Here is a 15,342-nt window from a genome sequence, read left to right on the forward strand (position 1 = left end):
TAGTGGCATTTTACGACAGGAGGCCAGTGCGATCGATGGCTATACGCGTCCATCCTTTGTCCGCCGATATCGAACTCGCGCGTGCGATAACGCGCAATACTCGGCCCCTGCCTGAAAACTTGTCTTCGATCATCACGTGGGGAGCCGATGGACATTTCCTGACGGCGCTTGCTGTCGGATGGTGGCTCTGGTCGCGTTTTAAGCCACCCGGGCAGCGACGGGCAAGCGATCATGTTCTGCTGACGACGCTTGCCGCGATCGCGTTGCCGCACCTTTTGAAAACTCAGTTCGATCAGGTCCGGCCCGATCGCTGCACGGTGCGCGGCCATCTGCATGGCATTCCACTCTCGGGCAAGGCGCTGGATGCGTTTCCTTCAGGCCACGCCCTGCATGTTGGAGCCCTTGCTTCCGCCGCCACCGAATTGCCGCGCGCGAAGAGAAACCTCGTCTGGGCCCTGAGTGCCGTGCTTGTCTCGACAGGCATCATTTTGCTGGCTCACTGGGCGAGCGACGTGGTCGCAGGTTTGGCGATCGGCGCGCTCCTCGAGCGCGTGATGCGGCGGCTGAGCGGCTTCGGTAGGACGCGCTAGTCATGGGGCAGCTGCTTGCACCGCTCGGTTCACACGCTGTCCATCTTTGCATCGACATGCAGCGACTGTTCGCACCCGGCGCTCCATGGGCAACTCCCTGGATGGAGCGGATGCTACCCGAGGCGGTCAGGCTGATCGCCCATGCACCGCAGCGCACCGTTTTTACGCGCTTCATTCCGGTCCGCAACCAAGCCGAAGCGCGCGGCGTATGGAAGGCCTATTACGAGAAATGGGAATGCGTCACGCGCGACAAGCTTGATCCGAAATTGCTCGAATTGATGCCCGCCTTGGCCCGCTTCGTGCCGCCAGGGGTGATAATCGACAGGCAGGCCTATTGCGCTTTTGCCCTAGGAAAGCTGCAAGCATTTCTGGATGAGCATCAGGTCAACACGCTGATCGTATCCGGCGGCGAGACCGATGTTTGTGTGCTAGCTACCGTGCTAGCGGCGGTCGATATCGGCTATCGCGTGATCCTCGCCGAGGACGCGCTCTGTAGCTCATCCGATGAAAGTCATGATGCGTTGCTCGATCTCTACACCAAGCGCTTCAGCCTGCAGATCGAGGTGGCGCCGGTTGAATGTATCCTCGCAAGCTGGCCGGTCTATGACTGAGTTGCCCGGTTGTTGCGGTATTGGAACTTTTTGACGCGTTTAACTTAGGTTAGACTTTCGATCTTCCAGGCGAATTCTCCATTTAGATCAACAGGCTTGAATTAAGCCGGATCACATGGCCCCATGGGCGGGCGTCCCGCCCATCAGGATCGAAGCTGTGAGCCGCACGAAAAGAAGCCTTGGGCAATTGCTTCTCGCCGCCACGCTGTTTACGGCGGCGACGGCGTCCGGTCAGGAAAACAAGAAGACCGACGACGACAAACCGGCCGATCCCGACACGGGCGAAAGTACCGTGGAGGAAAAGACGCTTGGTCTCCTCCCCAATCCCCTGCAAAAATATGGCGTCAAGTTTGCGGCGACCTACATTGGCGAAGTTCTGGGCAACCCCACGGGCGGGCTGAAACAGGGATCTGTGTATGAAGGCCGCCTGAATCTGGCCGTTGACGTAGACCTTCAAAAGCTCGCTAGTCTCGACCAATTGACATTCCATGCCAACATGTTCCAGATTCATGGCGGTGGGCTATCTCGCGGGAGCCTGCAGAATTATTTCGTGGTCAGCGGCATCGAGGCGTTGCCGTCCACGCGTCTCTACGAGGCCTATTTCGAAAAGCAGTGGGGCAACAAGAAGGTCTCGCTCAAGGCCGGTCAGCTTGCTGCCGACAGCGAGTTCTTCAACACCAAATATACCGACGTGCTGACGAACGCCTCGATGGGCTGGCCGGCAATCACCTCGCTGGATCTGCCGAGCGGCGGTCCATCCCCTCCCTTGGCCGCGATGGGAGCCCGGCTTCTCGTCAACGTCACTGATCAGTTGTCTGTGCTCGGTGGCATCTTCGATGGCGACCAGGCTGGGCCCGGCCTTGGCGATCCGCAGGAGCGCAACCGGTATGGCGTCAATTTCCGCGTCAACGATCCGCCCCTCCTGCTCGGTCAGATCCAGTATGCCTGGAACAACACAAAGGGCGATCCGAATCCCGCTGGCCAAATCAAGTTCGGCGGCTGGCGACATTTTGGGTCTTTCGCCGATCAGAGATTTTCGTCCAATGGTGTCTCGTTAGCGTCGCCAACCAGCAGCGGCGAACCCTTGCTCCTAGCGGGCGATATCGGTGGCTGGATGGTGTTTGAGCAGAAACTCTATCGTGTGCCGAACAGCGATGATCGCGGCATCGGCATTTTTGCGCGCGTCTCGGGCGCGCCAGCGGACCGCAATCTGATCGATCGCTATGTCGACGCCGGCATCGAATTCATTGGACTCAGCGACCAGCGCCCCGATGACAAGTTCGGCATTGCGGCCGGCTACGCGCACGTGTCAAAACGCGCACAAGCGCTGGATGCCGATTATCGCGCGCTTGTTAGTCCTAATTGGCCGATGCGAAGTTTCGAGGGGCTGCTCACAGCCGTGTATCAATACCAGATCAGAGATGGATGGACGTTGCAGCCCAATCTCCAGTACATCATCCATCCGGGCGGAGGTGCCACCAGCCCATCGAGCGCTGTGCCCGGCAAGGTTCTTCATAACGCGACTGTCCTTGGCCTGCGTACGACGCTGAAGTTCTAATTCGATCGCGACACAAGCTCGTGGGATGAGCTACGCAATTCCTTGAGTTTTGGCGGGACCTGTATCGCTGCTCAGTCACTAGCTGACTTAGTCCATAGCAATGGATTAGCGAATCCAACGTAAGTCGTCGACGACTAGTCTCGAAGGTGACCAACATGCTTGGTTGAGTGGTCACTTCCGAACCAACTGGGCCGAAGCCCCTTCCGCAAGAAAGGCGGTGCCGACTAGAGATTGCGACCCAACCTATGCGGGCCGCCAGCCCTCGGACTGGTCAGGTGGCGGAAGGTCGGGCACCGCTGCTCCGTTAGGTATTTTTCGGTCGTCCTCTTCCAGCCGAAGCGGTGGCCCTGAGATGGCGCGCGTGATCTCAGCGCCGAACAGAAGGATCTGAGCGGAGTAGTACGACCACAGCAGCACCAGCAAAAGGGCGCCGGCGGCGCCGTAAGCCGAGCTCGCCGCCGTCGTGCCGAGATACCACCCGATCAGCGACTTGCCGACCACGAACAGCACCGCGGTCGCAAGCGCTCCTACGGCGACGTCGCGCCACCCGAGATCGATGTCGGGAAGTACCTTGAATATCGCTCCGAACAGTACGCTGAACAGGCCGAGGGACACGATGGTGTTGAGCGCTGCCAAGAGCAGGGGAGCGAGAGCGCTCCTATCCCCGAGGTAGGTGCCGAACGCCGACAACATCGCGCTTGCGGCAAGCGAGACCATCAGCAGGAAGCCGAGGGCGGCCACCAAACCAAGGCTTGCGGCGCGGGCCCGGAGCAAGGACAACCACGGCAGATCGCGGGCTTCGACGTCCCAGGTCCTATTCAGGCCGGCCTGCATCTCGCTGAACACGCCGGAGGCCGTGACGAGCACGGCGAGGACGCCGACGATGGACGCCGTCGCGCCCGAGGTCTTGTCGCTCGACTTGGCCAGCATTGTTTGGATGAACTCGGCGCCCTGCAGCCCGAACAGTCCGCCCAATTCCTTTACGAGGCTGCCTCGTACCGCATCATCGCCAAAGACGAGACCCGCGATGGCGACGACGATGAGCAGGACGGGTGCTAGCGAGGTCACGACGTAGAAGGCGATGGCCGCGCCGCGGCTCAGAGCCTCGTGCGCGATGTATCCGCTCACCGCGCGCTTCAGTATCGTCCAGGTCGACTGCATGTTCGCACCTCCTCCGGGAGTCCAAAGTCGCGCCGGGTCGTTCTGGCATCGAGCGGCGCCGCAAGGACGATTGCCGGGCAATCCTTGCTCTCAGTGCGGCCAGGTCGACGAAAACGTTTGCCTGCCGGCGAAGTTCGTCAGCGATCATCGGTGGACGGCTGGCGATGGTGGACACGACGGTGACCCGCCCCCCATGCCGTGCCGGTTCCTAGCCGCAGCCGGTCGTGCATCACGTCGCGTCATCCGGTTCGCAAATTTTCCCTTCATCATGGAGTAGCGGAGGAGAGGGCAGAGGAACTTGGATTGCAATGCGGGCGTTTTGCGTTTTGCGGAGCTTTGCATGCCCAGCATCTCACTAGGGTAGAGGCCGAGATCTGCACCAGGCAGCATCACTTGACGGCTGCCATCACTGCACTGCCCTAGGCATCCATCGAGTATGAGATTGCTATTGAGGTCGTTATGAACACAATCAATCCGGACCGCTTGGCGGCAATGGGCGAGAGGCGGAGGGAAGTAATTGAACGGATCCTAGGCTACCGACTTCTTGCCGAACGGATCACCGACCCGCAGACCTTGGATGCCATCCGGCGCCTAATCGAAGAGCTGGAAGCTCAATTGAAAGATTTGCCTTCGGACAGTTAAGGCCGCTCCGGAAGGACCAAGACTGTGTTCGCTGGCTCAGAAGCTTGTGTTCACTTTTGCACTTATGAATTGCTCGCGCCCGCTGACCGGGAAATCTAGGTAAGTGTTCTGTTGCGCAGGCGAGCGCCGAGATGCCTTGGTCGGGGCGTGCGAGGGCGTTCGTAATCCTCTCTTCGTCTAGGGTCGGGAAAAACCGGAAACTTTCCGGAGTGCATCAAGTTGGTTAGCGACTGGGTTCGATCTCCGGAGAGTGAGCATGGTCGACGAAGTCGTCTTGAAGAACGCCACGGAGACAGCTTGGGCAGTCTACCGAGCGAGGCATCCAGAGGTCGACACTCGCGACAGCCGGCGGTGCCTGCTGCGGCGCCATCTGCACGGGAGATGGGAGGAGGGGAAGGGCGATACCGAAGAACTCGCCAGCTTCGGGATAGCTTACCTGAACCAGCAACCGGCGACGAATGTTGATGAGGACGAATGTTGATGAGTATGAAAATGCTCGTCGCCTGCGTAGCCCGCGGAAGCACAAGGCCCATTTGGACGCTGCTCGCGATTTCGTTTCTCATTTCCGCGGGCATTGTGTTGGGCCTGCGGACCATATTCGGGATTTAATTCGATGCGGATCGCTCAGGTTGCCCCATTGGCCGAGAGCGTTCCTCCGAAGCTGTACGGTGGTACCGAACGGGTGATCGCCTGGCTGGTGGACGAACTGGTTGATCTCGGACACGACGTCACCCTGTTCGCAAGCGGGGATTCAAATACGAAGGCAAAGCTCCACGCAGTGTGGCCGCGCGCGCTCCGCCTGGGACGGAGGGGCGTCGATCCGAACGCCGCCAGCGCGCTGATGATCGAAGCGATCGCGGAGCGCGCACGCGAATTCGACGTGATCCACTCCCATATCGACTGGCTGCCGCTGCCGGTCCTGAGCCGGATCGGCGTGCCGTTTTTAACGACCATGCACGGCCGGCTCGACCTTGTAGGGCTATCCGAAGTGATCGGGGCTTTTCCGCAGGCCCCCTTCGTCTCCATCTCCAATAACCAGCGGCGTCCGCTGCAGATGCGAATTGGATGGCCACGATTCCGCACGGTCTGCCCAAGGACCAGTTTCGGCCATCCTACGAACCGGGTTCGTACCTGGCCTTTCTAGGGCGGCTGACGGCCGAGAAGGGGCCTGAAGTCGCAATTCGTATCGCACGCGCTGTGCGGATGCCGCTGCGGATTGCGGCCAAGATACCTCGCGCGGAGACGGCCTACTTCAAGAAGAAGCTTGAACCCGAAATCGACGGCGAGGCGATCCAGCTCGTGGGCGAGGTGGACGAAATCCGGAAGCAGCCGTTCCTCGCGGATGCCGCCGCCCTGCTGTTTCCGATCGATTGGCCCGAGCCTTTCGGGCTTGTCATGATCGAGTCAATGGCGTGCGGGACGCCCGTGATCGCTTACCGCTCTGGATCGGTGCCAGAGGTGGTGGAGGATGGCGTGACCGGCTTCATCGTGGACGGCGAGGAGCAGGCGATCCGAGCGGTAAGCGAAGTGGGCCGGCTCGACCGAAGAATGGTTCGCGCTCGGTTCGAAGAGCGTTTCATCGCGAGCAGAATGGCACGTGAATACGAACGCCAGTATCGCGAGCTGGTCGTTCGCGATGACGCCACGCGTGAGCAAACTACTCGGGTGGGCGCGAAGGAGTCGAAAAGCGTCTCGTTTTGATCACGACCGGAACGGCTACGGGCTCAAGTCGTTCATCGTACATCAGGAGGCCTCATGAAACTGATCCTTTCCGGGACGGCAGCTTTTGTCCTTCTCGCGATGCCAGCTCTCGCGGACGAAGTACCTTCTCCGCAGCCGCAGATCCGGCCGGTCCGCGAATCCCCCGCGGAAACGGCAGACTGCGCAAAGCAAGTTTGGCCACATTTTTCGCAGGACTGCCTCCGCTCCCAAGGTAAGGGGATCTCCGTTCGGGTCGTGACCACCGAACGTCGATAAGGGCTGCTGATTCCGATGGATCGAAGCCATGCCCGTTCGGAATTCGGGAACGAGTGGCAAATCCGGGCGTTAGGGCCGGCATCTGTATAGGTGCGCATTACACCTGGAGGAGAAAATCTATGAAAAGCTTTCTTGCCGTCGCTCTGCTCGGCACTGCCGTGATCGGCGGCGCTGCGTTTGCGCAATCCGCTCAACCGGCCGATCGCGCTGCGCCGGCTGCCACTGCTCAACCGGTCGATGCGAAGATGGTTCTCAAGGATAACTGGCGAGCCTCAAAGCTCATGGGCCTGAACGTCTACAACGAAGCCAACGAGAAGCTCGGCGACATCAACGAGTTGCTCGTCGACAAGAGCGGCAAGATCAACGCGGTAGTCATCGGCATCGGCGGCTTCCTCGGTATGGGCGAACACGACATCGCGGTCTCGATGGATAAGCTGAAGTTCGTCGAAGAGCCCGTCCGAACCAGTTCAACCGGCACCTCGACGACGACCCGCGAGACGACCACCGGCGCCGCCTCGACGACTACCACGAACCGTAGCACGAACGATTGGGTACCGGATCACGCCGTTATGAGCGGCAACAAGGAGCAGTTGAAGGCACTCCCACAGTTCAAGTACTCAGACTACAATTAACAAAACGCAACGTTGAGGGCCTCCATCAGGAGGCCCTTTTCGTTGAGGAGGTGCTGAAGCTGCCTTTGAAAAAACGGCCCGCCTAGAGTGCCGGGCGGGCCGTTCGTGGGAGCTTCAATCGCTCAGGCATGTGAACCAGGAAATAGCCAATTGCTGATGCGGGACTACTCGGTGCAGACCTTGGTGGTCTTCACAGCAGACTCGGCTTCCGTCTTGGTCTTGTAGACGCCATCGCCCACGACTGTCGTGGTCGTCGTCGTAGGCTTGGTGTCGACGACGGTACATTTCTTCGTGGTCGCGTCGCGAACAATGTAGAACTCGGCTGCGCTGGCGGCCTGCGTGCCGAGGGCGAAAGCGGCGAGAGCGCCGCACATGATCAGTTTCTTCATGGTGTCATCTCCAACGGTTTCAAAAGTAGCGACTGCCAACGAAGAGGCGCGAGTGAAGTTCCGATTGTTCCCGACGCTAAATGAGCCGTGCCATTTCGCTACAGCGGGGATTTCACGTGGTTTCGGGAGATATGCTGGCCCGCTTTACCGCGATTTCCCGAACAGGAACCGCACCCCTGGTTCGAGGGTTGATCGACGTCCGCATTTTGGAGGTTTCAGATGAACAAGCGTACATTCTTCGTCACAACGGCGGCCGTCGCCATCGCGACTTCGGCTCTGGCACAGTCTTCTTCGACAACGTCGAGCTCCAATCAGCGCACAACGCAGCCTCAGCAAAGCTCCACATCCACCTCGTCGCCGTCGTCTTCCACGTCTACAACCCCGTCCAGCTCGTCTGCGGGATCCGCGCAGACCAATTCTCCGACGAATTCGGCCCAGACGCAGTCTCCGTCCTCGACCGGTCAGACCGCTGCAGGCCAGACGTCCAACTCCGGCACGGGCAGCAATACCACACAGGCGCCATCGTCGAACACCTCCGCCAGCCAGGCGCAGACCGGTCAGCCCTCTAACCAGACCACGACGCCTTCCAATCAGGCGCAGACCAATCCTCCTCCGAACTCGAACAACCAGACGCAGAGCGCGAACCCGCCCGCCTCGGGCGGCAACCAGGCGCAGTCGCCCGCGGCTAGCGGTTCAGCTAACACGGCCCAGCAGCCGAACAATCAGCAGAATGCGGCCGATCGCGGTTCGAACACCAACGTGAATGCGTCGGTCAACATCAACGATCAGCAGCGGACGCGCATTAGTGCGTCGATTTCGCACCTGAACGTGCAGCCGCTGACCAACGTGAACTTCTCGCTGTCTGTGGGCACTATCGTGCCGCGCGACGTCCGCCTGCAGCCACTGCCAGCCGATATCGCGGAAATCGTGCCGCAGTATCGCGGCTACAACTTCATTCTCGTGAAGGACGAGATCGTGATTGTGGAGCCGTCCAGCTACAAGATCGTGACCGTCCTGCCGTACTCGGGCCGCTCGACCGCGTCCGCCCCGGCGCGCACCGAGCAGCGCAAGACGACGTTTAGCGATCGCGATCGCGAGGTGATCCGCAAGCACGCTAAGGCGCGGCCGGTCGAACGCGAGCGTCGCACAACCGGCAGCACGGTCCGCACCGAAATCCGGACCGGCGAGCGCGTGCCCGAGGGCGTGGAAATCGAGACGTTCCCGGAAGAGGTCTATCGGGATGCGCCGTCTCTTCGCGAGTACCAGTACATCAATCGGGACAGCCGTACCTACATCGTCGAGCCCCATGAGCGTCGCATCATTGAAGAGATCGATTGATTATTAAGGGAAAGCTGACGAACAGGAAGGGCCGCTCGCAGCGGCCCTTCGTTGTGACTAGAGCCAGTGAAGCGGGCGGAGCTAGGTCTCAAGGCTGAACGAACTGACCAAGCAGGCGAAGGCGTATTCCAAGGTGGCCCAGTGCGCGGGTAAGAGACGATGGGCTGTCACCACGGAGCTCCCGCGCCACTAGAAGCTTCCTTGCTAGCGGCATCAGCGCCGAAGCGGTTCGAGCCCGGCGGCTGACCTGCGCGACCGGGTCTGTCGGCGGCCGAGGGCAGCCCTGACCCGAGGCAATTGGGCCCCACGCACACAGAAAGTTGGCCAGTAATAGGAACGTGCCCCCTGAACTGGGGGTTTTAACTACGGTTGTTCTAAGGGAACGTCCGCGATGGCGCTCCAGGTTGGCCTTGGGAATAGGCTTTTAGCGGCGTTTTCGCCCGCGGACCTGAACTTGCTTGCTCCCCACATTCAGAAGACGTCGTTCGACTTTGATGCTGTTCTGGTGCGAACGGGAGATGAGTTCAAGCACGTCTGTTTTCCTCTCAGCGGGGTCATCGCGTTCCTGGTTGAAATGACCGACGGACACATAGTCGCGTCAACTCTCATGGGCGCGGAAGGAGCGGTTGGCGCTCTCGCGCTTCTTAGTCCCTCGCGATCGCCAGTCACGGCAACTGCTTATGTGCCCGTGACCGCGCTCCAGGTCCCTGTCACCCAGATGAAGCTTGCCTTTGAGAAAAGCGCCACGATTAGGCACGTCCTCCGCCTTCATCTCCGCACACAACTGATACAGCTCAATACCGTGGCGGCTTGTAATGCGGTGCATCCGGTGGAATGCCGCACGGCTCGATGGTTGCTTGAGATTCACGACCGTGTCGGGCACAGCGAAATACAGCTCACGCACGGAGCGCTAGCACAACTTCTCGGAGTGCGCCGTACAACGGTGACCCTGACGATACGCAAGCTTCGAGCCGCGGGCGGCATCTTATTTGACCGACGTGGAATGCTGGAGATCGACCGAAGGAAACTTGAGAAGATCGCGTGCGAATGTTACGCGGTGATGCGAAGCAGAAACAAGCACATGTATGATGAAGAGCTGCCGGTATCTTCGCGCGGTGCGCTCTGCGGGTGAATCTCTGTATTCAGCTTGTGTCCGGTTGGCATTAAAGGGCAGGTACTGCCTTAAAAATGCGATGGATAAGTTTTGACACAGTATGCAGAGACTATCATCCGGGCGTCCGACCCGATCACCGCGGCGATTGCGTCCACGGTGGGCGTTAAGGAAGAACCGACTGTCCTGCCTCGGCGGGGTTATTTTTTTGAAGGGAAACCATTTTGCAGCCGCTACGTTGCTGCGAAATGTCCATAAGGTCTGAGGAATATCGACGGAAAGCACGAGAGGCCGAAGCTATGGCGGAAGCCGCTCAGGATCAAATTGCCAAACAAACACTGCTCGAGGTCGCGAAGCGCTGGCACATGCTTGCGGACGAGGAAGAGAAGATCGGTTAAGCGGGCCAGCGCTCCCGATGCAATTGATGCAATCAAGAAAAAAGCGAAACGGAAATCAGCGAACGCCGATATAGGCTGATGTCCTTGAGGGTGTCATGGAAAAAGGTTTTGCAGGATTTTGGTTTTGCTGATGGCGCGCCTCCAGATGTCGAAATCGACACGACAAACCGCGGGGGCCCGTCCGGTTCCTACGCAAAAGCCCGGCGCGTGAGGCGCCGGGCTTGACCAGTATACGGGCCTGATCAGTACAGTTGATCTCGCCTTGCTACCAATAGGGCGAGGCCTGATAGTAGTCGTAGACGCGGCGGTCGTTCTCGCGATTCCAGCTCCAGTCATTGTCATTGGTATAGCGCGGCGCTTTGTCCAACTGGGCTCGGGTGATGTTGGTTCGGTAACCGCCGAGATTGGTATCATAGGTTAAACTTGACCACGGCGTCGGATAGTGATCATCGCCGATGCCGAGGAAGCCGCCATAGCTCAGGACCGCGTAGGCGACCTTGCCCGACACCTTATCGATCATGACGCGCTCGACACTGCCAATCTTCTGCTGATCGGCTCCATAGACGGCGGTGCCTTCGACCTTGTCACTGGCGATAAGACTTCCTGTCTCACGTTCTGCCATTGCTCTCTCCTGGGGTTGCATGGTTAGGAGGTCAAACGCCGGTCTAACGAGCTCGTTCCTAGCACTGAAAAGGTGTCGCAGAGGATCATGGCCGCCATGTATCCGCACTGCGCCGGCTCCCGCGACCTCTATCCGAACATCGAAGCGCTGCGCATAGAGATGAGGAGAGGCCTCATGCGCAGTATCGGATGAGGAGCACGGGCCTTCTTCACGACGATGACGCGGTAGCGAAAGTATTCCCATCCATTGGTCTCGAAGGCATGCTTGTGGAAAGCGCGCGACCGCGCTTCTGCTGCTAGCAGGAGCCTTCCAGCGATCCATGCGATGTCGCTCGAGGCCCTTCACGAGACGCACCCTAGGGTGGGTTGTTCTGCGATGGCAGGTCGCAGACGCTTCTTCTCGTCTTAGCAACCATGGTCCGCTCGGCTCGTTTAGACAGCAAAGCCCGAAGTCGCGGCGAGGTCATGGCGCATCAGGACAGACAGTATCTCGCCGGCATGTCGTTCACTCTGCGAGCGCAGCGCTTGTCGCGGCTTCACCGGCATTTTCGACAGCGAAAGGAACTACAGACATGGCCGAGCAGGATCTCATCAATCCCGTAACCCGATATCCGAGGCCGCCGTTCAAGAAACAATCGCAGTCCTGGCCGGGCCTCGCTGGTAGCATGGAGCCACGTCCGGACCATGGAGAGACCAGCTACAATGGCTCCGGCCGGCTGGCCGGCCGGAAGGCGCTGGTCACCGGCGGCGATTCAGGCATGGGCCGCGCCGCTGCAATCGCGTATGCGCGTGAAGGTGCCGACGTAGCGATCAACTACCTTCCTAACGAGGAACCTGATGCACAGGAGGTAATCGCCCTCATCAAGAAGGAAGGGCGCACCGGGCTCTCTCTTCCCGGCGACCTGCGTGACGAGGTGTTCTGCAAAAATCTGGTCGAACAGGCCCTTTGGGGACTTGGCGGCCTCGACATCATCGTCTGCAATGCCGCGCGGCAGCAAAGCCGTGAGTCGATCCTTGACGTGTCGTCCGAGGACTTCGACGCGACCATGAAAACTAACGTTTATGCTCCCTTCTGGATTATCAAGGCAGCGCTGCCGCATCTCAAGCCGGGCTCGTGCATCATCGGCACGACTTCCGAGCAGGCTTACGACCCGTCTCCAGAACTCTACGATTACGCGCAGACGAAGGCCGCGACCATGAACTACGTTAAGTCGCTGGCTAAGCAGCTGGGTCCGAAAGGCATCCGCGTCAACGGCGTCGCGCCGGGACCGATTTGGACGCCTCTCCAAGTGTCTGGGGGCGCCTCGATGGAGAAGCTCGAAAAATTCGGCGGCTTGACGCCGCTTGGCCGCCCCGGTCAGCCGGCCGAACTTGCCTCGATCTACGTGCAACTCGCCGCAGCAGATGCGAGTTTTGCGACAGGCCAAGTCTATGGCGCTGCCGGGGGATCAGGGCAGCCGTAAGACTTCACCTAAGCAACCCATCGCGGATGCTGGCAAAAGACGCATTCGAGTGACCGGTTTAACTTGCCTTGGCGCGACTTGGCCGCCGCCGGCTTCTTAGCTTTCGCAGCTCTGGCGGCCGGCTCGCGCGCTCGCTTGACCCGGCTAAATATCAGCAGGTCGTCTCGATCGATCCGCCGACACGTCTCGAAGTGCATGTGACCAGCGGTGAAAGCTGAGGGGAACTAGACGGTGCCGGACTGGCGATTACCGGACCGGGACTTGTCGACGCGGTGAAATTCGACGGTGTGGTTCTTCAAGGAAACGCTACGAGCCTTAAATCCAGCCCTTAACCAAGCTAGAGTTTGCGCATGCCCGACCTTGCAATTGTTTCCCCACCAGGCCGTAAATTTGTAGGCCGAGACGGGAAGGGGCTTTCCGAGGATGGCTTCGAGATCGGCGAAAGATAGGCGGAGGCTTGCCCCTTGGATGGTCTCCAGCTTCTGGCGCAACGGGTCATAGACGGACATCCTGTCCCACCCTCAGGTCTATTCGCTTCGGAAATAACAATCAGCTGGCTAGGTGGGCCATCGAATAGGCGAGTATTGAAGCTTTCGCCTGTCCAGTTCCTCGCGCAGCTTTTCCGCCCGATCGCGGACACTTGGGCTGGCCGTAAAGTGGTGCCTAAGACCTCGGTCGGCGTCGGCCTGACGGCGGATGCTTTCGTAATAGAGCGCCAAGCTCTCATCTGAAATTCGTTGGAAGCTCATACACAAAATCCAATCAACTCTTCGCCTTGAGACTCAGAGACCAACGATCGTCTCAACGCTTCTTTAGCGTGCGCGAGAATGCCCAGCTCAATCCAAATCGTAATGTCAGGACCAACAGGCCGAGAACGGCGGTCGAGATCAGTGCAATGATCAATGCTGTCTGCATGGCGAAAATTCGTGATCTTTAGAAACACCAAATGCTAGCCCGCGAGCATTGTGGCTTCAACAAGGGTCCGAGTAACCCATTTGAGGTAGTCGCTTTGGGTTATGTTCATCAACCTAGGCTCGGTGCCGCCAGCAGGAATTTTTGATGCCGCTTTATGAATCGGCTCAAACCGGTCCTGCGCGATCGCGTAGACGTACGACTGGGAACGAGCTGTCGGGGGTAGTCTCAAAAAGATACGCCGCCGGGCTCGAAATGAAGGTGTCCCGACGGCGCCCTGTCTCAATCTGGGTTCTTAAATTCCCAGCGCTGCAGCATCAGCAAAGGATGTGCCAATGGCTAAGGAATCGCCAAGATTGGCCGCCTCTAATTCATCTTTGGGCAGCTTCCTAAAAGCTCGGCACGAAACCCGCAGCAGCGGTATCAGATTGATTTCCCCTTTGAATGCGTTGTGAGGGCGATTTCCGCATCGTCAGCGGTTGCCCGACCTCTACCGCCAAGCGCCTGGAGGGCAAGGTGCTACAAGTGCCGCGATTGAAGAACCGCAGCACCCCCGCGAGGGGGGGCGCGTGAAGTGATCAAAGCCGGAGCCCGATAGTGGTGTGACCGAAACTATCAGCGTTGCTCGTTATCGTCGGTCTCTTCTATCCGCTGGCGTACGACAGCCAAAAGGCGGTGCTGCTCCGCAAGAAGTATAAACCGACGTTTAAGGGAATTCTCTCGTGCCGCGGCCGCGAGATAATCGAATTCGACCGCCTTTACCCTGTAACTATCAACACTGAGCATGGCCTTAATCTCCCCCGGCCGTACTTAGGGAAGAACGCCGGCCCTGTCGAGTCCTCAGGAGAGTTGCTCCAGTCCGTCATCGATAATCCGCAGATCCTCACAAACATGATTTAGAGCGGTGCGCGAATCGATGGAGGACGGGGACTGGAGGCTTTCAAGCAATGTGCGCCGAAATTCTCTCATACTTTCCAGCGCCCGCCGGTTTTTCAAGCGCACATGAAGAGAGACAAGCGCTTTGAGGTTGGAGGGCAATGGCTGACCAAATGGATTTCAGGGCGTCGGATTTGGCAGCCACTTTTCCCCATTGTTCTTGTTCCAGCCAGCTCATAGGTGAATCTCTTCCTGAACAGTTAGTAGCATATGCGGCAACGTGCCTAATAGCCGCGAACGACCGATGTCTTCAGGAGCTCACGCTCTTGTTCAGGCTTGGCCTGTGCAGCACCGAAGCATTCGAGCAACAGTCTCACAGCACTTTGCACCGGCGCTCGATTGTTAATTTGCGTCGTTTGCACGAAGGCCTGCTCTCTTTACGAGACAGAATGTAGGGGGCAGCGAGGATGATCGTACGGGCGGGGGTCTCTGTTGCCTTCTTGTTGATTCCGCTGGGGTCCGAAGCCCTCGCATCGCGACACCACAGACCCACAGCGCGCATCTCTTGCAGCGAGGTCCGATACTACGTCGCGAAATATTCAGCGTCAGTGGCTGAGATATACGCCCGTAATCACGGGGCTACCGACGCACAGATCGAGCGGGCGCGACGTTGCTTGGCGTCAAACGAAAGTGCGGAAAACCGGCCACCGCGTGCCTATACCGAATAGAACTGGTAGATTGCGGCTGACGTTCAGCTGGGTAGACGCCTGTCAACGCTCGAGCTCGCTATTAATTGCTCTCGGGTGCCGCGAGGGCCTGACGTTCTGAGGCGTGGTGACGGCGGCAGCGCGATATTGAGGGCTGCACCTATAATCGCGCGCGTCCGCGGGCAGATGGGTGAAGGCGCCGCCCGCGACCATGGCGCGGCTTTCTTATCGGCGGGTGGCCAGGGTGGCAGGGCCCCGCGCCGGGTCCATTAGGCCTGTCTGCAATTCCGCGCGCCTCGCCGCCATGGCATGATCAAAAAGTTCGAGGGCCAGGGCGAAGGCGGCTAGGTCCTCTT

At 59.2% G+C, this 15,342-nt stretch carries 14 protein-coding genes and 2 pseudogenes; 10 read left to right on the forward strand and 6 right to left on the reverse strand.

What is annotated here, in order from left to right:
- The first annotated feature begins 35 nt into the window (after positions 1-35).
- The 3 genes from JQ604_RS39485 to JQ604_RS39495 all read left to right on the forward strand — a co-directional run bounded on the left by JQ604_RS39485 (position 36) and on the right by JQ604_RS39495 (position 2,759).
- The gene (locus JQ604_RS39485; RefSeq protein ID WP_212366160.1) at positions 36-590 is read left to right on the forward strand and encodes a phosphatase PAP2 family protein; all 555 of its coding nucleotides are present in this window, start codon (positions 36-38) and stop codon (positions 588-590) included.
- Positions 591-592: 2 nt separating this feature from the next.
- A complete protein-coding gene (locus JQ604_RS39490; RefSeq protein WP_212366161.1) occupies positions 593-1,201 on the forward strand; it encodes a cysteine hydrolase in 609 nt (202 codons plus the stop codon).
- A 157-nt stretch (positions 1,202-1,358) separates the two neighbouring features.
- On the forward strand, positions 1,359-2,759 hold the full coding sequence (locus JQ604_RS39495) for a carbohydrate porin (RefSeq protein WP_212366162.1): 1,401 nt from the start codon (positions 1,359-1,361) through the stop codon (positions 2,757-2,759).
- Between the two features lie 243 nt (positions 2,760-3,002).
- Here the strand turns inward: JQ604_RS39495 and JQ604_RS39500 are convergent, their stop codons facing one another.
- Together JQ604_RS39500 and JQ604_RS41800 are read right to left on the reverse strand one after the other, a co-directional pair.
- Complete coding sequence (locus JQ604_RS39500; RefSeq protein ID WP_212366163.1) at positions 3,003-3,920, reverse strand: YihY/virulence factor BrkB family protein; 918 nt, start codon at positions 3,918-3,920, stop codon at positions 3,003-3,005.
- A gap of 58 nt (positions 3,921-3,978) precedes the next feature.
- Positions 3,979-4,119 (reverse strand): annotated as a pseudogene (locus JQ604_RS41800) (NYN domain-containing protein); the annotation flags it as partial.
- A gap of 260 nt (positions 4,120-4,379) precedes the next feature.
- Between JQ604_RS41800 and JQ604_RS39505 the strand changes: the two are divergent.
- The 4 genes and pseudogenes from JQ604_RS39505 (at position 4,380) to JQ604_RS39520 (ending at position 7,171) form a co-directional block, all read left to right on the forward strand.
- Positions 4,380-4,562: a hypothetical protein gene (locus JQ604_RS39505; protein ID WP_212366164.1), complete on the forward strand. Its 183-nt coding sequence runs from the start codon at positions 4,380-4,382 to the stop codon at positions 4,560-4,562.
- Between the two features lie 256 nt (positions 4,563-4,818).
- Positions 4,819-5,043: a hypothetical protein gene (locus JQ604_RS39510; RefSeq protein ID WP_212366165.1), complete on the forward strand. Its 225-nt coding sequence runs from the start codon at positions 4,819-4,821 to the stop codon at positions 5,041-5,043.
- A gap of 132 nt (positions 5,044-5,175) precedes the next feature.
- A pseudogene (locus JQ604_RS39515) lies at positions 5,176-6,263 on the forward strand (glycosyltransferase family 4 protein).
- A 395-nt stretch (positions 6,264-6,658) separates the two neighbouring features.
- Positions 6,659-7,171 (forward strand): PRC-barrel domain-containing protein, encoded by a 513-nt coding sequence (locus JQ604_RS39520; protein ID WP_212366166.1) that lies wholly within the window; start codon positions 6,659-6,661, stop codon positions 7,169-7,171.
- A gap of 164 nt (positions 7,172-7,335) precedes the next feature.
- Here the strand turns inward: JQ604_RS39520 and JQ604_RS39525 are convergent, their stop codons facing one another.
- On the reverse strand, positions 7,336-7,560 hold the full coding sequence (locus tag JQ604_RS39525) for a hypothetical protein (protein WP_212366167.1): 225 nt from the start codon (positions 7,558-7,560) through the stop codon (positions 7,336-7,338).
- Between the two features lie 219 nt (positions 7,561-7,779).
- Between JQ604_RS39525 and JQ604_RS39530 the strand changes: the two genes are divergently transcribed.
- Together JQ604_RS39530 and JQ604_RS39535 are read left to right on the forward strand one after the other, a co-directional pair.
- Complete coding sequence (locus JQ604_RS39530; protein WP_212366168.1) at positions 7,780-8,898, forward strand: DUF1236 domain-containing protein; 1,119 nt, start codon at positions 7,780-7,782, stop codon at positions 8,896-8,898.
- Positions 8,899-9,289: 391 nt separating this feature from the next.
- Complete coding sequence (locus JQ604_RS39535; protein WP_212366169.1) at positions 9,290-10,030, forward strand: Crp/Fnr family transcriptional regulator; 741 nt, start codon at positions 9,290-9,292, stop codon at positions 10,028-10,030.
- A gap of 642 nt (positions 10,031-10,672) precedes the next feature.
- Here JQ604_RS39535 and JQ604_RS39540 read toward each other — a convergent pair.
- Entirely contained in the window at positions 10,673-11,029 is a 357-nt protein-coding gene (locus JQ604_RS39540; protein ID WP_249159363.1) for a PRC-barrel domain-containing protein, read from the reverse strand.
- Between the two features lie 571 nt (positions 11,030-11,600).
- Here JQ604_RS39540 and JQ604_RS39545 point away from each other — a divergent pair.
- Entirely contained in the window at positions 11,601-12,491 is an 891-nt protein-coding gene (locus JQ604_RS39545; RefSeq protein ID WP_212366171.1) for an SDR family oxidoreductase, read from the forward strand.
- A gap of 224 nt (positions 12,492-12,715) precedes the next feature.
- On the opposite strand, the gene JQ604_RS39550 is transcribed toward JQ604_RS39545, so the two are convergent.
- A complete protein-coding gene (locus JQ604_RS39550; RefSeq protein WP_212366172.1) occupies positions 12,716-13,000 on the reverse strand; it encodes a DUF7662 domain-containing protein in 285 nt (94 codons plus the stop codon).
- 1,343 nt (positions 13,001-14,343) lie between these two features.
- Positions 14,344-14,517: a hypothetical protein gene (locus tag JQ604_RS39555; protein ID WP_212366173.1), complete on the reverse strand. Its 174-nt coding sequence runs from the start codon at positions 14,515-14,517 to the stop codon at positions 14,344-14,346.
- Between the last annotated feature and the right edge of the window lie 825 nt (positions 14,518-15,342).

The organism is Bradyrhizobium jicamae (genome assembly GCF_018130695.1).
Lineage (GTDB): Bacteria > Pseudomonadota > Alphaproteobacteria > Rhizobiales > Xanthobacteraceae > Bradyrhizobium > Bradyrhizobium jicamae_B.